This window comes from Streptomyces sp. NPDC006197 (assembly GCF_040613865.1).
GTDB lineage: Bacteria > Actinomycetota > Actinomycetes > Streptomycetales > Streptomycetaceae > Streptomyces.
This window is the reverse complement of record NZ_JBEXSZ010000150.1, coordinates 1-20,288: the sequence shown is the minus strand read 5'-3', so window position 1 is coordinate 20,288 and position 20,288 is coordinate 1. Positions and strand designations below refer to the sequence as shown.

The 20,288-nt window shown below is 71.7% G+C and carries 12 protein-coding genes, 1 tRNA gene, 1 rRNA gene and 1 pseudogene; 4 read left to right on the top strand and 11 right to left on the bottom strand.

From position 1 onward, the window contains the following. The 3 genes and pseudogenes from ABZ318_RS32690 to ABZ318_RS32680 all read left to right on the top strand — a co-directional run. Positions 1 to 808, top strand: a pseudogene (locus tag ABZ318_RS32690) (DEAD/DEAH box helicase); the annotation flags it as partial. Positions 809 to 1,133: 325 nt separating this feature from the next. Continuing rightward, positions 1,134 to 1,961, top strand: a complete 828-nt coding sequence (locus ABZ318_RS32685; protein ID WP_356906065.1) for a DNA-formamidopyrimidine glycosylase family protein — start codon at positions 1,134 to 1,136, stop codon at positions 1,959 to 1,961. Between the two features lie 32 nt (positions 1,962 to 1,993). Continuing rightward, on the top strand, positions 1,994 to 2,770 hold the full coding sequence (locus ABZ318_RS32680; RefSeq protein ID WP_356906064.1) for an SDR family NAD(P)-dependent oxidoreductase: 777 nt from the start codon (positions 1,994 to 1,996) through the stop codon (positions 2,768 to 2,770). Here the strand turns inward: ABZ318_RS32680 and ABZ318_RS32675 are convergent. From ABZ318_RS32675 to ABZ318_RS32635, 9 genes are all read right to left on the bottom strand, one after another. After that, positions 2,718 to 3,059 (bottom strand): hypothetical protein, encoded by a 342-nt coding sequence (locus ABZ318_RS32675; protein ID WP_356906063.1) that lies wholly within the window; start codon positions 3,057 to 3,059, stop codon positions 2,718 to 2,720. The genes ABZ318_RS32680 and ABZ318_RS32675 overlap by 53 nt on opposite strands. Before the next feature lie 248 nt (positions 3,060 to 3,307). Beyond that, complete coding sequence (locus ABZ318_RS32670) at positions 3,308 to 3,691, bottom strand: helix-turn-helix transcriptional regulator (protein WP_356906062.1); 384 nt, start codon at positions 3,689 to 3,691, stop codon at positions 3,308 to 3,310. A gap of 109 nt (positions 3,692 to 3,800) precedes the next feature. Then, positions 3,801 to 4,322, bottom strand: coding sequence for a CinA family protein (locus ABZ318_RS32665; protein ID WP_356906061.1), 522 nt, complete (start codon positions 4,320 to 4,322; stop codon positions 3,801 to 3,803). Next, on the bottom strand, positions 4,319 to 4,993 hold the full coding sequence (pgsA, locus tag ABZ318_RS32660) for a CDP-diacylglycerol--glycerol-3-phosphate 3-phosphatidyltransferase (protein WP_356906060.1): 675 nt from the start codon (positions 4,991 to 4,993) through the stop codon (positions 4,319 to 4,321). The genes ABZ318_RS32665 and pgsA overlap by 4 nt, the downstream gene beginning before the upstream one ends. After that, complete coding sequence (gene rimO / locus ABZ318_RS32655; RefSeq protein WP_356906059.1) at positions 4,990 to 6,483, bottom strand: 30S ribosomal protein S12 methylthiotransferase RimO; 1,494 nt, start codon at positions 6,481 to 6,483, stop codon at positions 4,990 to 4,992. Before rimO ends, pgsA begins: the two co-directional genes overlap by 4 nt. 78 nt (positions 6,484 to 6,561) lie before the next feature. Beyond that, a complete protein-coding gene (locus ABZ318_RS32650; protein WP_356906058.1) occupies positions 6,562 to 7,389 on the bottom strand; it encodes a RodZ domain-containing protein in 828 nt (275 codons plus the stop codon). Positions 7,390 to 7,674: 285 nt separating this feature from the next. Next, positions 7,675 to 10,485, bottom strand: a complete 2,811-nt coding sequence (locus ABZ318_RS32645; protein ID WP_356906057.1) for a DNA translocase FtsK — start codon at positions 10,483 to 10,485, stop codon at positions 7,675 to 7,677. 138 nt (positions 10,486 to 10,623) lie between these two features. After that, positions 10,624 to 11,298 carry a response regulator gene (locus tag ABZ318_RS32640; protein ID WP_057573893.1) on the bottom strand — a complete coding sequence of 225 codons (675 nt, stop codon included), beginning with the start codon at positions 11,296 to 11,298 and terminating at the stop codon, positions 10,624 to 10,626. A 324-nt stretch (positions 11,299 to 11,622) separates the two neighbouring features. Next, entirely contained in the window at positions 11,623 to 17,103 is a 5,481-nt protein-coding gene (locus ABZ318_RS32635; RefSeq protein WP_356906056.1) for a HAMP domain-containing protein, read from the bottom strand. A gap of 269 nt (positions 17,104 to 17,372) precedes the next feature. Between ABZ318_RS32635 and ABZ318_RS32630 the strand changes: the two genes are divergently transcribed. Next, on the top strand, positions 17,373 to 20,018 hold the full coding sequence (locus tag ABZ318_RS32630) for a SpoIIE family protein phosphatase (RefSeq protein ID WP_356906055.1): 2,646 nt from the start codon (positions 17,373 to 17,375) through the stop codon (positions 20,016 to 20,018). 99 nt (positions 20,019 to 20,117) lie between these two features. Here ABZ318_RS32630 and ABZ318_RS32625 read toward each other — a convergent pair. Further along, a tRNA-Thr gene (locus ABZ318_RS32625) sits at positions 20,118 to 20,190 on the bottom strand. Between the two features lie 4 nt (positions 20,191 to 20,194). After that, a 5S ribosomal RNA gene (gene rrf, locus ABZ318_RS32620) occupies positions 20,195 to 20,288 on the bottom strand; the annotation flags it as partial.

Below are 20,288 nucleotides of genomic sequence, written 5' to 3'. Positions count from 1 at the left end.
CAAGGCCGCCGGGGCGCAGCTCAAGAAGCAGGGGCTCACGGGGGCGCGGGCGGCCGTGTACCTCGTGGTCCGGTACGGCACGCTGACCGCCGCGGCCCGCCCCGCCTCGCGTACGGGTCCGCCGACGGTCTCCGGTCGCTGGTCCCTCCTGCCGCCCCCTGAGCCGGAGCCGACGCACCGGGCGCACGCCCTGGCCCGCACCCTCCTGGACCGGCACGGCGTGGTCACCCGGGGCGCGGTGGCCGCCGAGGGGGTGGAGGGCGGTTTCTCGGCCACGTACCGGATCCTGGCGGCCTTCGAGGACAGCGGGCAGGCACGGCGCGGCTACGTCGTGGAGGGGCTCGGCGCGGCCCAGTTCGCGATGGACGGCGCCGTGGACCGGCTGCGGGCGGCGGCGACCGCCCGCGACCGGGGCGCCGAGGCGGCGGCCGGCCCGCGTGCCGTGGTCCTCGCCGCCGCCGACCCGGCGAACGCGTACGGTGCGGCGCTGTCCTGGCCCGAGCCGCCGACGGGCGCCGGGCACAAGCCGGGCCGCAAGGCGGGCGCGATGGTGGTCCTGGTCGACGGCGAGCTCACGCTCTACATGGAGCGCGGCGGCAAGACGCTCCTCTCCTGGCCGGCGGACCCGGACGATCCGGCCCTGAGCGCGGCGGCGGAGGCGCTGGCCGGGTCGGCGAAGGCGGGGGCGCTGGGGACGGTCACGGTGGAGCGGATCAACGGTGCCGCGTCCCTGACGTCCCCCCTGTCCCGCCCCCTGGAATCAGCAGGCTTCCTGGCCACCCCCAGAGGCCTCCGCCTCCGCCCCTGACCCCCCGAGCACGCACCGCCGGCCCGACGCCCCCGCCCACCCCCCGTGTGGGCAATCGTCCCGCTGGGGCGGGACGGGTGGGCACACGGGACGGCGCCCTCAGCGGCGCCTCCGCGTTCCGCGCCCTGACCCGCACCACCCGTGCGGCACGCATCCGGTGCGGGTTCAGGCTCGGGAGCCTCTGGCGCCGGCAAAGGCGCCGTTCCGTTGTGCCCACCCGTTCCGCCCCAGCGGAACAGTTGCCCACAACGGGGGTGGACACCGCCCCAGCGGAACGACTGCCCACAACGCGGCCCCGCGGCCCCGGTCGTCCCACAATGGACCCGTGCCCGAAGGAGACACCGTCTGGCAGGTCGCCCACCGCCTGCACGCCGCGCTCGCCGGGCGGGTCCTGACCCGCTCGGACCTCCGCGTGCCCCGGTTCGCGACCGCCGACCTCACCGGCCGCACGCTCTTGGACGTCACCCCGCGCGGCAAGCACCTGCTGGCCCGGATCGAGGGCGGGCTCACCCTCCACTCGCATCTGCGGATGGACGGCGCCTGGCGGGTGTACGCCACCGGGGAGCGCCCGCGCGGCGGCCCCGAGCACCAGATCCGGGCGATCCTCGGGAACGCCGAGTCCACCGCGTACGGCTACCGCCTCCCCGTCCTGGAGCTCATCCGTACCGCCGAGGAGTCCCGTGTCGTCGGCCATCTGGGCCCGGACCTGCTCGGCCCGGACTGGGATCCGGAGGAGGCCGTCCGACGGCTCGGCGCCGACCCGGGGCGCTCCCTCGGCGAGGCCCTGCTCGACCAGCGCAACCTGGCCGGCATCGGCAACATCTACAAGTCGGAGCTGGCCTTCCTCGCCGCCGTCACCCCCTGGCTCCCGGTGGGCGAGCTCGCCCCGGAGGTCCCGGCCCGTCTGGTCGCCACGGCCCATCGCCTGCTCGACGCGAACAAGGAACGTCCGGACCGGCGCACCACGACCACGCGCCACCCGGGCACCCCGCTCCACGTCTACGGCCGCGAGGGCCGGCCCTGCCTCCGCTGCGGCACCCCGATCCGGAAGGCCGAGCTCGGCGACCGGGTCACGTACTGGTGCCCCGGCTGCCAGCGGGGACCCGACGGAAACCAGGACGGAAAGCCCCGCAGGAACGACCCCGACAATTGACGGGCCGTCAGATCCGGTCGTACGGTCCGAACATGACGACGACTCTCCCGGCATACGACCTGACCGGCCGCACCGCGTTCGTCACGGGCGCCGCGAGCGGCATCGGCCGCGCCACCGCGGCCCTCCTCGCGCGGGCCGGTGCCACCGTGCACTGCGCCGACCGCGACGAGGACGGCCTGAAGGAGACCGCGGCCCTGATCGCCCGGCAGACGGGCACCGCGCACACCTACACCCACCCCCTGGACGTCACCGACCGGCCCGCACTGGCGGCGGCCGTCCGCGCCGCCGGCCCGCTCCACGTCATGGCCGCCATCGCCGGGATCATGCACACGAGCACGGTCCTGGACACCCGGGACGAGGACCTCGACCGCGTCCTCGCCGTCAACTTCAAGGGCGTGCTCTACGCCTGCCAGGAGGCGGCCCGTTCGATGATCGCCTCCGGCGTGCCCGGCTCGATCGTGACGATGGCCTCGGGTGCGATGGACACCGCGAGCCCGGGCCTGCTCTGCTACAGCGTCACCAAGGCGGCCGTCGTCCAGCTGACGAAGACCCTGGCGACGGAGGCGGGCCCGCACGGCATCCGGGTCAACGCGGTCGCCCCGGGCTGGATCCGCACCCCGATGACGGACCGCCACGAGCCGGCCGCCCAACTGCAGGCCGAGGCCGCGATGGTCCGTCACTCACCGCTGGGACGGGTCGGCGAGACCGAGGACATCGCGCACGCGGTCCTGCACCTCGCCTCCGACGCCTCCGCGTTCACGACCGGTCAGATCCTCCGCCCCAACGGCGGCGTCGCGATGCCCTGGTGACCGCGCGCCCGGCAGCCCCCCGGCCGGTGACCCGCCGGACGACGGCGCCGGAAATCCCGGACCCGGAGAAGACGCCGGAGGCGCCCGCACCGCGCCGTCCCGACGACGCCGCCACGTGCACCGGCAGCAGGCTCAGCCCCCAGCCGCCCGCAGCCACCGTCCCCTCGACCGGCCCGGACTCGCCCGGCACGAGCAGCAGACGCAGCACCGCCCACCACCAGAGCCCTCCGGCCGCAAGACCGCACGCGAGCAGAGCGAGCGTCACCAGCGGAACCCGTCGCCGTACCATGGCCGCCTCCTGCGGTCGACGCTAGACCGGCAGGATCACCCTGCGGGAGGGCGCACCGGTGGTAGATCCGGCGCACACGGCCCAGTCGGACGTCCCTCCCACCATGGCACGCCACCCCGGAACCCGGCATCTCAGGAAAACCGCCCCGAACTCCCTCAGAACGAGAACGGAAATGACTCGGACATAGGAAAAGCCCCGGTCAGCGCCCTGTGAACAGGGCACCGGCCGGGGCTTCACCCCACTTCGGTTCAGGCAGCGACGACGTCCACCGCTTCCGCGGGCGCCTTGATGGTCACCCGCCCGGTGGGCACACCGGCCACCGACGTCACCGACACCGAATTGAGCATCGGACGTACCGGTGTCGGCACCGGTTCGCTCGACGCTGCCGACTCGGCCAGTTCGGCCAGCGACAGCTCGTCGCTCACTTCGCGCATGAGCTCGGACATCCGTACATCCAGCGCGTCGCAGATCGCGGAGAGCAGTTCGGAGGAAGCCTCCTTCTGCCCCCGCTCCACCTCGGAGAGATAGCCGAGCGAGACTCGGGCGGACGAGGAGACTTCGCGCAGAGTACGGCCCTGGCGCTGGCGCTGCCGACGCAGCACGTCACCCAGCAGGCGACGGAGCAGAATCATCGGTGGCTCCCTCCTCGGACCGCGTAGCCGCATCCTTCACGCCCCACCGTACCGCCTCGCGCTGCGGCCGTGCGGGGAGCGATGTCGTGTTCACTCAGGGCTGCAAACATCAATTCCCCCCGTTGTGTTCCGTATCCTGTGCCCGCGCATTTCCCGAGAGTTCCTCATGGAGCAGTTCCAGCACGCTCCGTACGCTCTCTCTACGGATTTCCTCACGGTCGCCGTTCAACCTCAACGACACCACTTTCCCGGCGCGGGCGCTCGTCGCGGCCGGCCCCGCGACCGCCACGTAGACCGTTCCGACGGGCTGCCCGTCCTGCTCCGCGGGCCCCGCGACCCCGGTCGTCGAGACGCCCCAGTCGGCGCCGAGCCGGTCCCGCACACCGGCCGCCATCTGCAGCGCGACCTCGGGATCCACCGCTCCGCGCGCCGCGAGCAGGGCCTCGTCGACACCCAGGAGCTCGTGCTTGAGGGCCGTGGCGTAGGCGACGACCGACCCCAGGAAGGACACCGAGGAGCCGGGCGCCCCGGTGAGCGCGGCTGCCACGAGACCGCCCGTGAGCGACTCCGCGGCGGCCACCGTCTGCTCACGCTCCGCGAGCAGCGCCAGTACCCGGGCGGCCTCGTTCATCGCGCCGCCGTCTCCGACCGCGCGGCCGCCCGCTCCGCCGCGAGTCCCTTGCGCCGCAGGACGACCGCCTGGCGTACGTAGTCCAGACCGGTGACGACCGTCAGCACGACGGCCAGTGCCATCACCCAGAAGCGGAGGGTGGCCAGCGGCCCGGTGAGCATGAGGACGTACATGCCGACGGCGGTGCCCTGGGCGAGCGTCTTCATCTTGCCGCCGCGGCTGGCGGGGATGACCCCGTGCCGGATGACCCAGAACCGCATCAGGGTGATGCCGAGCTCACGGGCCAGGATGACCGAGGTCACCCACCAGGGAAGGTCCCCGAGCGCGGAGAGCGAGACGAGTCCGGCGGCCATGATCGCCTTGTCGGCGATGGGGTCGGCGATCTTCCCGAAGTCGGTGACCAGGTTGTACGTACGGGCGAGGTGCCCGTCGAAGACGTCCGTGATCATGGCCACCGCGAACGCCGCCCACGCCCAGGCCCGCCAGGCGGGGTCGTGCCCGCCGTCCTGGAGCAGCAGCACCACGAAGCCCGGCACGAGGACGAGCCGGATCATGGTGAGGATGTTCGCGATGTTCCACAGGCTGGCCTGGTTGACGGCCGCCGCGCCCAGCTTGCCGCGGGGCGTCGGCCTACCGGTCCCGCCCGTCGCGGATGCCGGGACTCCGGTCATCTGCCCGCCTCCTCGAAAAGACACTCGGCCACCAGGTCGACGCCCTCCGTGCCGACGACCTTCGCACCGACCATACGGCCCGGGGCCAGGTCGGGGCTCGTACCGTCGGCCGTGGTGAGGACCACCTGCCCGTCGGTCTCGGGCGCCTGGTGGGCGGCGCGGCCGATCCAGCCCTCCTCCTCGTCGAAGGACTCGACGAGTACTTCCAGGGTCTCTCCGAGGCGCTCCTCCGCGCGCTGCGCGGTGAGCTCCTCGGCGAGCCGGGAGAGGTGGGCGAGCCGCTCGTCGACGACGTCCTGGTCGAGCTTGTGCTCGTACGTGGCGGCCTCGGTGCCGTCCTCGTCGGAGTAGCCGAAGACGCCGATGGCGTCGAGGCGCGCGTGGGTGACGAAGCGTTCCAGCTCGGCGAAGTCCGCCTCGGTCTCGCCGGGGAAGCCAACGATGAAGTTGGAGCGGGCACCGGCGGTGGGGGCCTTGGAGCGGATGGTCTCCAGGAGCTCCAGGAAGCGGTCGGTGTCGCCGAAGCGGCGCATGGCCCGCAGCACGTCCGGGGCGCTGTGCTGGAAGGACAGGTCGAAGTAGGGCACGACCTTCTCGGTCGACGTGAGGACGTCGATCAGGCCGGGGCGCATCTCGGCGGGCTGGAGGTAGCTCACGCGGACGCGCTCGATGCCGTCCACCGAGGCCAGCTCGGGCAGCAGGCTCTCCAGGAGCCGGATGTCGCCGAGGTCCTTGCCGTAGGAGGTGTTGTTCTCGGAGACCAGCATGACCTCCTTGACGCCCTGCTCGGCGAGCCAGCGCGTCTCGTTCAGCACGTCCGAGGGGCGGCGCGAGACGAAGGAGCCGCGGAAGGAGGGGATGGCGCAGAAGGAGCAGCGGCGGTCGCAGCCGGAGGCCAGCTTCACGGAGGCAACGGGGCTGGTGTCCAGACGGCGGCGGAGGGGGGCGCGCGGCCCGGAGGCGGGCGCGATCCCCTCGGGGAGGTCGGCCGGGGCCTCGGCGGGCGCCTCGGCGGCGTCGCCGTGGCCCGGCAGGGCCACGGCCGCGGCGGCCTCCTGGCGCTCCACGGGGGACAGCGGCAGCAGCTTGCGCCGGTCACGCGGGGCGTGGGCCTCGACGCTGCCGCCGCTGAGGATGGTCTGGAGGCGGTTGGAGATGTCGGCGTAGTCGTCGAAGCCGAGGACGCCGTCGGCCTCCGGGAGGGCCTCGGCGAGCTCCTTGCCGTACCGCTCGGCCATGCAGCCGACGGCGACGACGGCCTGGGTCCTGCCGTGGTCCTTCAGATCATTGGCTTCGAGGAGGGCGTCGACGGAGTCCTTCTTGGCGGCCTCGACGAATCCGCAGGTGTTGACGACGGCGACGTCCGCTTCCTCGGCGTTCTCGACGAGCTCCCAGCCGTCCGCTGCCAAGCGGCCTGCGAGCTCCTCCGAGTCCACCTCGTTACGGGCGCAGCCAAGAGTGACAAGGGCGACGGTACGGCGTTCGGGCATGGACTCAAGACTACTTCGTCCCGGCCGTTCCCCCGTCGCGCAGGGTTCACCTGCGCGACAGAGGTCACATCACGGGGCTCAGCCGGCCTCGGGGTCGCCCTTGGTGTAGCTGAGCCGCTCGACCTGGCCGGATTCGAACTTGTCGGCGAGCTTCTTGCCGTTCACGTAGAGCTCGATCGCGCCGGCGTTGCCGAGGACCAGGTCCACGCGCTCGTCGTCCTGGAAGGTCTTGGACTCGCCCTTGAGGAGGAGACCGTCGAAGAGGAGCTTGCCGTCGTGCGCCTTGGCCGAGATCCAGCTCTTGTCGTCGATCGCGGAGAGCTTGACCGTGACCTTGTCCTGCGGGACCGCGGCGATCGCGCTCTCGGTGGGCTTGGGCGCGGCGGGCTTGACCGGCTTCGGCTTGGTCGCGGAGGTGGCCTTCTCCGGGGCGGGGGCCGGGCCGCCGTCGGCCGCGGTGGTCCCCCTGGGTGCCTCGTTGCCGTTGAACATCGTGAAGCCGACGAATCCGACGACGGCGACGATGGCCGCGACCATCGCGGCGGTCCAGTTGGGCCGGCGCGGTTCGGGGCGGATACGTTCCGCCTCGAAGAGCGGGGCGGCGGGGGTGGGCGCGGGACGGCCGCCGTGCTCGGCGTCGTACTGCTCGATCAGCGGAGCCGGATCGAGGGCGACGGCGCGCGCGAGGGTACGGATGTGGCCGCGGGCGTAGACGTCGCCGCCACAGCGCGAGAAGTCGTCCTCCTCGATCGCGTGCACGATCGGGATCCGGACACGGGTGGAGGCACTGACCTCTTCGACGGTGAGACCGGCGGCGATTCGGGCCTGCTGGAGAGCGCGACCGATCGAGTCCCGGTCGTCTGCCGGGAAGGTCCGGTCGTCTTCGGGGGAGTTGCCGATGGACACGAGAGCGCCTTTCGAGCGTGTAGCCACCTGCTGGACGTTCAGTCTATGGGTGGTACGAAAGGGTGGGGCAACCGGGCGGGTGCTGTTTGTACGCCATGAGGCTGGGACATCCTGCTGTCCCTTCCTCCAACTTGACGTACGGCCAGGGGAAACGGTTGCCCTCCGTTCCCTTACGAGTGAGTCTCGGGCTGATCTCGATCGGGTACCCGGGCCCGGAGGGGCCACACCCGCCGGGGCCCGTCCGGCGGACCGGACGCCGCGGGCCCCGATCCGCCGGAGGCGGCCCTACTCCCCCGACTCCCCGCGGATCACGGCGAGGACCCCGTCCAGCTCGTCCGGCTTGACGAGCACGTCCCGCGCCTTCGACCCCTCGCTCGGTCCGACGATGTTGCGCGACTCCATCAGGTCCATCAGCCGGCCGGCCTTCGCGAAGCCCACGCGCAGTTTCCGCTGGAGCATCGAGGTGGAGCCGAACTGCGTCGAGACGACCAGCTCGGCCGCCTGGCACAGCAGGTCGAGGTCGTCGCCGATGTCCTCGTCGATCTCCTTCTTCTGCTTGGTGCCGACGGTGACGTCGTCCCGGAAGACGGGCGTCATCTGGTCCTTGCAGTGCTGCACGACGGCCGCGACCTCGGCCTCGGTGACGAACGCGCCCTGCATGCGGACGGGCTTGTTGGCGCCCATCGGCAGGAAGAGGCCGTCGCCCTTGCCGATCAGCTTCTCGGCGCCGGGCTGGTCCAGGATGACCCGGCTGTCGGCGAGCGAGGAGGTGGCGAACGCGAGCCGCGAGGGCACGTTCGCCTTGATCAGGCCGGTGACGACGTCCACGGACGGCCGCTGGGTGGCGAGCACGAGGTGGATGCCGGCGGCGCGGGCCAACTGGGTGATGCGGACGATCGAGTCCTCGACGTCGCGCGGCGCGACCATCATCAGGTCGGCCAGCTCGTCGACGATCACCAGGAGGTACGGGTACGGGTTGAGCTCGCGCTCGCTGCCCTCGGGCAGCTTGATCTTGCCGTCCCGGACGGCCTGGTTGAAGTCGTCGATGTGCCGGTAGCCGAAGGCGGCCAGGTCGTCGTAGCGCAGGTCCATCTCGCGCACGACCCACTGGAGCGCCTCGGCGGCCTTCTTGGGGTTGGTGATGATCGGGGTGATCAGGTGCGGGATGCCCTCGTAGGCGGTGAGCTCGACCCGCTTGGGGTCGACGAGGACCATCCGGACGTCCTCCGGGGTCGCTCTTATCATGACCGACGTGATCAGGCAGTTGATGCACGAGGACTTTCCGGAGCCCGTGGCACCGGCGACCAGGATGTGCGGCATCTTCGCCAGGTTGGCCATCACGTAGCCGCCCTCGACGTCCTTGCCGAGCGCGACCAGCATCGGGTGCTCGTCCCCGGCCGCGTCCGCGAGCCGCAGCACGTCCCCCAGGTTGACCATCTCGCGGTCGCTGTTCGGGATCTCGATGCCGACCGCGGACTTCCCGGGGATCGGCGAGATGATCCGCACGTCGGGCGAAGCCACGGCGTAGGCGATGTTCTTGGTCAGGGCCGTGATCTTCTCGACCTTCACGGCCGGGCCGAGCTCGACCTCGTACCGCGTGACCGTCGGACCGCGCGTGAAGCCGGTGACGGCCGCGTCGACCTTGAACTCGACGAAGACGTTGGAGAGCGCGTCGACGACCGCGTCGTTGGCGGCGCTGCGGGTCTTGCCCGGTCCGCCGCGCTCCAGGAGGTCGAGCGAGGGCAGGGAGTACGTGATGTCGCCCGCGAGCTGGAGCTGCTCGGCCCGGGGCGGCAGGTCGGTCGGCTCGGGCGCCGGCTTCGTCAGATCGGGTACGCCTCCGCCGGAACGGTCTCCCCCGCGGGCCGACGGTACGGGCGCGGCCTTCTCGGCGGCTTCCGTGACCGGGGCCGCGGAGGCGGCCAGGGCGGCGTTCCGCTCGGCGGTGACGTCCTTGGTCAGGTCGGCGACGATCGGCGAGGGCGGCATGCCGTTCAGCACGGCGCCGTCGAGCGCGGCGGCGGCCGCCGCGGCGACGTCGACCGGGTCCAGGCCGGAGTTCCGGCGGGTCGAGCGGCCGCGCCGCTCCGGCGTCTCCGCCTCGGCCCGGTCGATGTCGTACGGCTCCGCGGGGCCGGCCGAGCGGCGCCGGACGGGCCGTGCGGGCCGCGGTTCCGCGTCCCGCCACTCCTCGCCGTACGCCTCGTGGTCCGGGTGTCCCCCGTACTCCTCGGCCTCCGCCGGGTCGTACGGGAGTTCGATGATGCCCAGCCTGGCGCCGAGCGCGCGCAGCCGCTGCGGGATCGCGTTGACCGGGGTGGCGGTGACCACGAGCAGCCCGAAGACGGTGAGCAGCACCAGCATCGGTACGGCGAGGACCTCGCCCATCATGAAGACGAGGGGCTGGGACGCGGCCCAGCCGATGAGCCCGCCGGCGTCCTGCATGGCCGCGCTGCCGTCGCCGCGTCCCGGTGAACCGCAGGCGATGTGCACCTGTCCGAGGATGCCGATGACGAGTGCGGAGAGGCCGATGCTGATCCGGCCGTTGGCCTCGGGCTTCTCCGGATACAGGATGAGCCGGATGCCGATCGCGCCGAGGAGCAGCGGCACGAGCAGGTCGAGCCGGCCGAAGGATCCGGTCACGAGCATCTCGACGAGGTCGCCGACCGGGCCGCGCAGGTTGGACCAGGTGCCGGCGGCGACGATCAGCGCGAGGGCGAGCAGGAGCAGCGCGAGCCCGTCCTTGCGGTGCGCGGGGTCGAGCCCCTTGGCGCCGCGTCCTATGCTCCGGAACATCGCCCCGATGGCGTGGGCGAGGCCGAGCCAGGCGCCGCGCGCGAGCCGGTAGACGCCCCCGGTCGGGGACGGGGCGGGGCGCGGGGCGGCCTTCTTCGCGGCTGTCTTCCGCGCGGGCGCGCGCTTGGCGGGCGCGGCCTTCTTCGCCGGCGCCTTCTTCGCGGCCGTCTTCTTCGCGGGCGGTTTGGCGGAGGACTTCACGGGCGCCGCTTTCTTCGCGGCACCCGTCGTCCGGCCGGCGCGCGGTTTCGCGGTGCCCGCCGTGCCCTGGGAACCCTTGCCGGACGTACGTGAAGCCATGATGCCGAGGTTACCGGTGTGGGGAGGGGTGTGGGGAGCGCCTGTCCGCCTCACCCGTTCGTGTCGTCCGTGCCGCAGCGCGGTGCTGACGTCACATCACGGCGATCCCCGCCGGACGGGACGGCGGGTGACGGTGCGTCAGCCCTGGGCGGGCAGGGTCGGCGCGGCGCCCGTACCCGGCTCCAGCGCGTCCAGGGCCCGGCGCAGCCCGGTGAGCTTGCGCTCCAGATGCGCGGCGGTGGCGACGGCCGCCGCGTCGGCGGAGTCGTCGTCGAGCTGCTTCGACAGGGCCTCGGCCTGCTCCTCGACGGCCGCGAGCCGGGCGGAGAGCTCGGCGAGCAGCCCGGCGGACTCCTTGCCGTGACCGCCCTCGCCGCCGCCCTCCAACTGCAGCCGCAGCAGGGCGGCCTGCTCGCGCAGCTTGCAGTTCTTCATGTAGAGCTCGACGAAGACGGAGACCTTGGCGCGCAGCACCCACGGGTCGAAGGGCTTGGAGATGTAGTCGACCGCCCCGGCCGCGTACCCCCGGAAAGTGTGGTGGGGGCCGTGGTTGATGGCGGTGAGGAAGATGATCGGGATGTCCCGGGTCCGCTCGCGCCGCTTGATGTGGGCGGCGGTCTCGAAACCGTCCATTCCCGGCATCTGGACGTCGAGCAGGATGACCGCGAAGTCGTCCGTCAACAGCGCCTTGAGCGCTTCCTCCCCGGACGATGCCCGCACCAGCGTCTGATCGAGCGCGGAGAGAATGGCCTCCAGCGCCAGCAGATTCTCCGGCCGGTCATCGACCAGGAGGATCTTGGCCTTCTGCACCATGCCCCGTCCTCCTCGTCCCGGCAACAGCTCTCCCCGGACCCCCGAACCGGGGGAAGCACCGGGCGCCGCCCCAGAAGACGACTCCCTAGCGCCGTCCGTCCTTGTGCCGGTCATCGTAGCCGCACCCCGCCCGTCGCCACACCCTGTCACCGCGATGTCACTGTGCACGTAGCAGAAACGCGGTGGGAGACCAGAAGGTTCCCCGTATCCCGCCCTCTCACACGCCCCTGGCGACAGTCGGCCGGCGCGCCCCGACGGAGCCCGGAAATCCGTGCCGCCCGGGCCGGGGGTCCGCGCCGCCCGGCGCGGACCCCCGGTGCGGGGTCACTCGCCCCGCATCCACTGTTCCATGACCGACAGCAGGTGATCGGGGTCGACCGGCTTCGTCACGTAGTCCGAGGCGCCGGACTCGATCGCCTTCTCCCGGTCGCCCTTCATCGCCTTCGCCGTCAGCGCGATGATCGGCAGCCCCGCGAACTGCGGCATGCGCCGGATCGCGGTCGTCGTCGCGTATCCGTCCATCTCCGGCATCATGATGTCCATCAGCACGACCGTGACGTCGTCGTGCTGCTCCAGGACCTCGATGCCCTCCCGCCCGTTCTCGGCGTAGAGCACCGCGAGGCCGTGCTGCTCCAGGACGCTGGTGAGCGCGAAGACGTTGCGGATGTCGTCGTCGACGATCAGCACCTTCTCGCCGGAGAAGTTGAACGTACGGCGCGGCTCGGCCTCCGGCTCCTCCCGGTCCGCCGCGCTCTGCTGCCCGGCCTGCCCCGGAACCGCGCCCCGCACCCCGGTCGCCTCCGCCGCGGCCTTCCGCCGGTGCCGGAACAGCGCCCCGGCCCCGGACCGCGCCTCCGTCCGTACGGGCGTCGGCGGGAAGTGCGGGAAGGGGTGGACGGCCCCGGCCGTCCCCTCCTCGGCCCCCTGCTGCGGGTCCTCGGCGTCCTGCCCGCCCTGCCCGTAGCCGCTCGACGGCAGCTCCGTCGGGCTCAGCGGCAGGTAGAGCGTGAACGTCGAACCGCGGCCGGGCTCGCTCGCCGCGAAGATCTCGCCGCCGAGCAGCCGCGCGATCTCCCGGCTGATCGAGAGCCCGAGACCCGTACCGCCGTACTTCCGGCTGGTCGTGCCGTCCGCCTGCTTGAACGCCTCGAAGATGACCCGCATCTTGCTCGCCGCGATCCCGATCCCGGTGTCGGTGACCGAGAAGGCGATCAGGTCGGCCTCCGGATCGCGCAGCGAACCCGCCTCCAGGAGCTGCTCGCGGATCGACTGCGGCACGTCCGCGCCGGCCGGCCGGATCACCAGCTCCACCGCGCCCGTGTCGGTGAACTTCACCGCGTTGGACAGCAGGTTGCGCAGGACCTGGAGCAGCCGCTGCTCGTCGGTGTGGAGCGTGGCCGGCAGCTCGGGCGAGACCCGCACCGAGAAGTCGAGCCCCTTCTCCGCCGTGAGCGGCCGGAACGTCGCCTCCACGTAGTCGACGAGCTGGACCAGCGCGATACGGGTCGGCGAGACGTCCATCTTGCCCGCCTCGACCTTCGACAGGTCGAGGATGTCGTTGATCAGCTGGAGCAGGTCCGAACCCGCGCCGTGGATGGTCTCCGCGAACTCGACCTGCTTCGGCGTCAGATTGGTCTCGGCGTTGTCCGCGAGCAACTTGGCCAGGATCAGCAGCGAGTTGAGCGGCGTGCGCAGCTCGTGCGACATGTTGGCGAGGAACTCCGACTTGTACCGCATGGAGACGGCGAGCTGCTCCGCCCGCTCCTCGAGGACCTGCCGGGCCTCCTCGATCTCGGTGTTCTTCACCTCGATGTCGCGGTTCTGCCGGGCGAGCAGCTCGGCCTTCTCCTCCAGCTCCAGGTTGGAGCCCTGGAGCTCCTTCTGCCGGTGCTCCAGCTCCGCCGACCGCTCCTTGAGCTGCTCGGTGAGCTTCTGCGACTGCTGGAGCAGCACCTCGGTCTTGGTGTTGACGCTGATGGTGTTGACCGTGGTCGCGATCAGTTCGGCGAGCTGGTTCAGGAAGTCCCGCTGGATCTGCGTGAACGGCTGGAAGGACGCCAGCTCGATCACGCCGAGGACCTTCCCCTCGAAGAGGACCGGCAGCACGATCACGTGCGCGGGCGCGGCCTCGCCGAGCCCCGACGAGATCTTCAGGTAGCCCGGCGGCACGTTGACCTGGATGGTCCGCTTCTCCTCCGCCGCCGTCCCGATGAGGGTCTCCCCGGGCCGGAACGAGGTCGGCATGGACCCGGCGGAGTATCCGTAACTCCCGCGCATCCGCAGCTCGTACGAGCCGTCGCCCTCGCCCACGAGCTCGGCGTCGCCGTGCGCGGAGTTCGTCGGCATGGCCACGAAGAAGGCGCCGTGCTGGGCCGAGACCACCGGCGTCAGCTCGCTCATGATGAGCGAGGCCACGTCGTCCAGGTCCCGCCGGCCCTGCATGAGGCCGGAGATGCGGGCCAGGTTGCCCTTGAGCCAGTCCTGCTCCTCGTTGGCGAGGGTGGTGTCGCGCAGGTTGGCGATCATGGTGTTGATGTTCTCCTGGAGGGCCTGGATCTCGCCCGCCGCGTCGACACCGTCGATCTTGAGGTTGAGGTCGCCCCGGGTCACCGCCGTGGCGACGGCCGCGATCGCCCGCACCTGACGGGTCAGGTTCCCGGCCATCTCGTTCACGGACTCGGTCAGGTCCCGCCAGGTGCCGTCCACGTCACGGACCCGGGCCTGACCGCCCAGCTGCCCGTCCGTACCCACCTCGCGGGCGACCCGGGTGACCTCCTCGGCGAAGTTCGACAGCTGGTCGACCATCGTGTTGATGGTGCTCTTCAGCTCCTGGATCTCGCCGCGCGCGTCGATGTCGATCTTCTTGGTGAGGTCGCCCTTGGCGATGGCGGTGGTGACGGCGGCGATCTGGCGCACCTGACCGGTCAGGTTGTCGGCCATGCCGTTCACCGAGTCCGTCAGATCACGCCACGTACCCGACACCCCGGGCACCCGCGCCTGGCCGCCCAGGATGCCGTCCGTGCCCACCTCACGGGCCACCCGGGTCACCTCGTCGGCGAACGACGACAGCGTCGTCACCATCGTGTTGACGGTGTCGGCGAGCTCGGCGACCTCGCCGCGCGCCTCGACGGTGACCTTCTTCGTCAGATCGCCGTTGGCGACGGCCGCGGAGACCCGGGAGATGTTGCGCACCTGGCTGGTCAGGTTGTTGGCCATCAGGTTCACGTTGTCGCTGAGGTCCTTCCAGGTGCCGGTCACCCCGCGCACCCGGGCCTGGCCGCCGAGGATGCCCTCGGTGCCCACCTCACGGGCCACTCTCGTCACCTCGTCGGCGAAGTTCGACAGCTGGTCCACCATCGTGTTGACGGTCGTCACCAGCTCCAGGATCTCGCCCTTGGCGTCGACCGTGATCTTCTTCGACAGGTCGCCCATGGCGACCGCCGTCGTGACCTCGGCGATGTTCCGCACCTGGATGGTGAGGTTGTTCGCCATGAAGTTCACCGACTGGGTGAGGTCCTTCCAGGTGCCGGAGACCCCCTGCACCTCGGCCTGGCCGCCCAGGATGCCCTCGGTACCCACCTCGCGGGCCACCCGGGTCACCTGCTCCGCGAAGTTCGAGAGCTGGTCCACCATCGTGTTGAGGGTGTTCTTCAGCTCCAGGATCTCGCCCCGCGCGTCCACGTCGATCTTCTGCGACAGGTCACCGCGCGCCACCGCGGTGGCGACCTGCGCGATGTTGCGGACCTGGGTGGTGAGGTTGCCGGCCATGCCGTTCACCGAGTCCGTCAGATCACGCCACACACCGGCCACGCCCGGCACCTGCGCCTGACCGCCGAGCCGCCCGTCCGTGCCCACCTCGCGGGCCACCCGGGTCACCTGGTCCGCGAAGGCGGACAGCTGGTCCACCATCGTGTTGATGGTGTTCTTCAGCTCCAGGATCTCGCCCCGCGCGTCCACGTCGATCTTCTGCGACAGGTCGCCACGGGCCACGGCCGTCGTCACCTGCGCGATCTGCCGCACCTGCGAGGTCAGGTTGCCGGCCATGAAGTTCACGGAGTCCGTGAGCTCCCGCCAGCGCCCGGACACCCCGTCCACCCGCGCCTGACCGCCCAGCCGGCCCTCGGTGCCCACGTCCCGGGCCATCCGGGTCACCTGGTCCGCGAAGGACGACAGCTGCGACACCATCGTGTTGACGGTGTTCTTCAGCTCCAGCATCTCGCCGGCCACGTCCACCGTGACCTTCTGCGACAGATCGCCGTTGGCCACCGCCGTCGTCACCTGCGCGATGTCCCGCACCTGACCGGTCAGGTTCCGGAAGGCCGTGTTCACCGAGTCGGTGAGGTCCTTCCACGTCCCCGCCGCACCCGGCACCTCGGCCTGGCCGCCGAGCAGACCCTCGACGCCGACCTCCCGGGCCACCCGGGTCACCTCGGAACCGAAGGCGGAGAGCTGGTCCACCATCGTGTTGACGGTGTTCTTCAGCTCCAGCATCTCGCCGGCCACGTCCACCGTGACCTTCTGCGACAGATCACCGTTGGCCACCGCCGTCGTCACCTGCGCGATGTCCCGCACCTGCGTGGTGATGTTCCGGAAGACCGTGTTGACGGAGTCCGTGAGGTCCTTCCACGTGCCCGCCGCACCCGGCACCTGCGCCTGGCCGCCCAGCAGACCCTGCGCGCCGACCTCGCCCGACACCCGGGTCACCTCGTCGGCGAACGTCCGCAGCGTCTCCGTCATCTGGTTGATGGTGTCGGCGAGTTGGGCGATCTCACCGCGCGCGGAGACCCGCACCTTCTGCGACAGGTCACCGTTGGCGACCGCCGTCGTCACCTCCGCGATCCCTCTCACCTGATTGGTGAGATTGCCCGCCATCGTGTTGACGGAGTCGGTGAGGTCCTTCCACACGCCGGCGACCCCGGCCACCTCCGCCTGACCGCCGAGCTCGCCCTCCGTACCCACCTCGCGCGCGACGCGGGTCACCTCGGAGGAGAACGACGACAGCTGGTCCACCATCCGGTTGACGGTGTTCTTCAGCTCCAGCATCTCGCCGGCGACGTTCGCCGTGACCTTCTGCGACAGATCGCCGTCCGCGACCGCCGTCGTCACGAGCGCGATGTCCCGCACCTGGGCCGTCAGCCGGTTCGCCATGGTGTTGACCGAGTCCGTGAGGTCCTTCCACGAACCGGACACCCCGCGCACCTGCGCCTGCCCGCCCAGCTTGCCGTCCGTGCCCACCTCGACGGCGACCCGGGTCACCTCGGAGGCGAACACCGACAACTGGTCGACCAGGTTGTTGGCGGTACGGGCGACCTTCAGGAACTCCCCGCGCAGCGGCCGCACGGTCCCGTCCGCACTCTCCGAACGCAGATCCATCCGCTGGTCCAGATCGCCCTCGGCCACCGCCGACAGGACCCGCCCCACCTCGGACACCGGCCGGGCCAGATCGTCGACGAGCGCGTTCGCGGCCTCGATCGCCGCCGCCCACGCCCCCTCGCTGGCCCCCGCCTCAAGACGCTCGGACAGCTTGCCCTCACGGCCGACCACCCGCCGGACCCGCGACAGCTCCCCCGTCACGTGCATCTGCCGGTCGGCGACCTCGTTGAACACGGCGGAGATCTCCGCCATGACCCCGTCGCCGGACACCGTCAGCCGCCTGCGGAAGTTCCCGTCCCGCATCGACACCAGCGCGGCCAGCAACCGCTCCAGCGCCGCCGCGTCCACCTGGACCGTCCCCCCACGGGAACGCCCGCCCCTCGCGCGCGTGCCACTGCCTCCGCCGCGCCGCGCCGCCGTGCCAGACTCCACCGTGTCCCTCCCGAAAGGGGTCGACCGTTCCGCTCCGGCTCTCGCCGTCAGCCTGCCCAGTGTTTCACCGTGTCCGAACCTGGCGATAACAGTTCGGCAGCTTCGTACAGCGTCCCTACCCTCTAGGGACGGAATCAACGGTGACCGGCATCCGCTCGGACAGCGAAGGTAAGTAACCTGGCATCCGGCTGTCCAACCGCCCCGGTCCGCCCGGCGGGGGCGGTGTGGCGTGGGCACGACCACCGGGCAGCGGGAGGGACAGACCGAGCATGGCAGAGCCGGGCGTCGAGACGCGTACGAGGAGTGCTGTGATCACCGCGCGGGCGACTGCCACCTTCGAGCCCGTCGGGCGGTCCGTCGCGGCCGCCCGCGCCTTCGTCCGGGACACCCTCCAGGGCTGGGGACACCCCGAACTCGTCGACGACGCCGTCGTCCTCACCAGCGAGCTCGTCACCAACGCCGTCATCCACGCCGGCACCTCCGCCGAGGTCCTCTGCCTCCGCTCCGACGACAGCGTCCGCGTCGAGGTCGCCGACCGCTACCCCGAGCGCGAGATCCCCGTCCAGAGCGGCCGCTCCCTCGGCAGCCCGGACCGCGAGAACGGCCGCGGCCTGCTCCTCTGCGCCGCCCTCGCCCACCGCTGGGGCGTCGACTACTCCCCCACCCGCAAGCACGTCTGGTTCCACCTCGACCTCCCCCAGCGCCCCGTCGGCACCCGCTCCGCCGGCCCCGTCCTCCCCGACGCCCTCCTCCCGGTCGCCGAGAGCCGCGTCCGCGTCGCCGTCGTCCAGATCGACCGCGGCGGCTCGATCACCGCCTGGAACGAGGACTCCGAGGAGCTCTTCGGCTACGAGGCCGAGCAGGTCACCGGCAAACCCCTCGGCGACCTCGCCGCCTGGCCCCACACCCCCGGCATCGGCACCGGCCTCGCCGAGGCCCTCCGCCTCTCCCGCTGGGAGGGCAGCTACGGCATCCGCTGCGCCGACGGCCGTGTGATCCCCGTCTACGCCTCGCACCTCCGGGTCCGCGACGCCCAGGGCGAGCCCTCCACCGTCTGCCTCCTCGTACGGGAGCACGAGCGCGCCGTCCTCCAGACCCCCCAGCGTCCCGCCGTCGATCCGGGCACCGAGAGCCGCGCCGCCGACCCCTTCGAGGTCTTCATCGGCTCCCCGGCCCCCGACGACCTCGACGGCCTCCTCCAGCGCACGGTCGAGCGCGCCCGCGACATGCTCGACGGCGACGCCGCCTTCCTCCTGCTCGCCACCGACGACGAGACGGAACTGGAGGTACGGGCGACCACCGGCCTCCCGGCCGCCCGCCAGCGCTTCGCCCGCGTCCCCGTGGAGACCGGCGCCAGCCGTTACGGCTCCGCCCGCATGCCCGCCGTCCACGAGGACCTGGCCGCCGTCCCCGGCGCCGTCCCGCTCCTCGAAGGCACCGGCATGCGCTCGGTCGTCACCGTCCCCCTCAAGGTCGAGGGCCGGCTCACCGGCTCCCTCGGCGTGGCCGCCGAGCGCGCGAACCGCTATTCGAACGAGGAGGCCCTCCGCCTCCAGTTCGCGGCGGACCGCATCGCCCTGGCCGTCGAATCGGCCCGCCTCGGCGAACTGGAACGACTCCGCCGCGGCTCCCTCAGCTTCCTCGTCGAGGCCTCCGACCTCCTGGCCGGCACCCTCGACCGCGACCAGACCCTGGCCCTCATGGCCCAGATGACGGTCCCCACCCTCGCCACCTGGTGCGCGGTCTACACGATCGCCGACCAGGCCTCCGACCCGTACCTCTCGTACGTGCTCCACGAGGACGAGGACCGCATCGACGGCCTCAAGGCCCTGCTCTCCTCCATCGCCCCGCCGGACCCGGTGCCGACCCCCGGCGCCCGCGTCTGGTCCGCCCCCGGCGAAGCCGCACACCGCGCCGCGCTGACCGCCTCGGTCCGCGCCCTCGACCATCCCGCGAGTCCGCTCTCCTCCGGCATCGACAACACCCTCGCCACCGCGAGCGCGGTCGCCGGCGAGACGGTCGTCCTGCCGCTGGTCGCCCGCAACCGGGTCATCGGCATGCTGACCCTCGGCAGGCCCTCGGAGGACCACTTCCGCCAGGAGATCCTGGAGCTCGCCGAGGACCTCTCGCGCCGGGCCGCCCTGGCCCTGGACAACGCCCGCCTGTACTCGGAGCGCGTGGCGATCAGCCAGTCCCTCCAGCGCAGCCTGCTCCCGCCCGGCCTCCCCACGATCCCGGGCGTCGAGGTCGACGTCATCTACCGCGCCGCCGGCGAGGGCAACGAGGTCGGAGGCGACTTCTACGACCTCTTCCCCATCCGGGACGGCGCGTACGGCTTCGCCATCGGCGACGTCTGCGGTACGGGCCCGGAGGCGGCCGCCGTCACCGGCCTGGCCCGCCACGCGCTGCGCCTCCTGGCCCGCGAAGGCTTCGGCGGCCCCGCCGTCCTGGAGCGGCTGAACGCGGCGATCCTCGACGAGGGCGCCCGCAGCCGCTTCCTGACGCTCCTCTACGGCGAGATGCGCCCGCAGGAGGACGGCTCGGCGATCCTCAAGGTCGTCTGCGCCGGCCATCCCCTCCCGCTGCGCCTCCGCCCGGACGGCACGGTCGAGCCCGCGGCCGAACCGCAGCCGCTCCTGGGCGTCATGGAGGACCTGGAGCTGTACGAGCAGACGGTCACGCTCGACCCGGGCGACGTCCTCCTCTGTGTCACGGACGGCGTGACGGAACGCCGCGAGGGCTCCCGGATGCTGGGCGACGACGGCCTGGCCGAGGTCCTGAAGACCTGCACGGGCCTGACGGCCGGCGCGGTCGCCTCCCGTGTCCTCCGGGCCGTCGAGCGCTTCGCCCAGGCTCCCGCCTCCGACGACATGGCCATCCTCGCGATGCGTCTGCACGAGCCGCACGACCGCTGACTGATGCCGGCGATCCCCGGAAGGGGATCGCCGGCATCAGCGCATCCTCCCGGGAACGCAAAAAGGCCCCCGCCACAAGGCGGGGGCCTTCTTACTCTGAGCCCTTTAACGGAATCGAACCGTTGACCTTCTCCTTACCATGGAGACGCTCTACCGACTGAGCTAAAAGGGCAGGTGTTCGGCGGTGTCCTACTCTCCCACAGGGTCCCCCCTGCAGTACCATCGGCGCTGAAAGGCTTAGCTTCCGGGTTCGGAATGTAACCGGGCGTT

What these genes read in the sequence shown, in the direction of transcription:
- rimO (WP_356906059.1), bottom strand. Translation starts at nt 6,483, where the DNA reads ATGCCCGAACGCCGTACCGTCGCCCTTGTCACTCTTGGCTGCGCCCGT.
- pgsA (WP_356906060.1), bottom strand. Translation starts at nt 4,993, where the DNA reads ATGACCGGAGTCCCGGCATCCGCGACGGGCGGGACCGGTAGGCCGACG.
- ABZ318_RS32630 (WP_356906055.1), top strand. Translation starts at nt 17,373, where the DNA reads ATGGCAGAGCCGGGCGTCGAGACGCGTACGAGGAGTGCTGTGATCACC.
- ABZ318_RS32670 (WP_356906062.1), bottom strand. Translation starts at nt 3,691, where the DNA reads ATGATTCTGCTCCGTCGCCTGCTGGGTGACGTGCTGCGTCGGCAGCGC.
- ABZ318_RS32645 (WP_356906057.1), bottom strand. Translation starts at nt 10,485, where the DNA reads ATGGCTTCACGTACGTCCGGCAAGGGTTCCCAGGGCACGGCGGGCACC.
- ABZ318_RS32675 (WP_356906063.1), bottom strand. Translation starts at nt 3,059, where the DNA reads ATGGTACGGCGACGGGTTCCGCTGGTGACGCTCGCTCTGCTCGCGTGC.
- ABZ318_RS32665 (WP_356906061.1), bottom strand. Translation starts at nt 4,322, where the DNA reads ATGAACGAGGCCGCCCGGGTACTGGCGCTGCTCGCGGAGCGTGAGCAG.
- ABZ318_RS32640 (WP_057573893.1), bottom strand. Translation starts at nt 11,298, where the DNA reads ATGGTGCAGAAGGCCAAGATCCTCCTGGTCGATGACCGGCCGGAGAAT.
- ABZ318_RS32680 (WP_356906064.1), top strand. Translation starts at nt 1,994, where the DNA reads ATGACGACGACTCTCCCGGCATACGACCTGACCGGCCGCACCGCGTTC.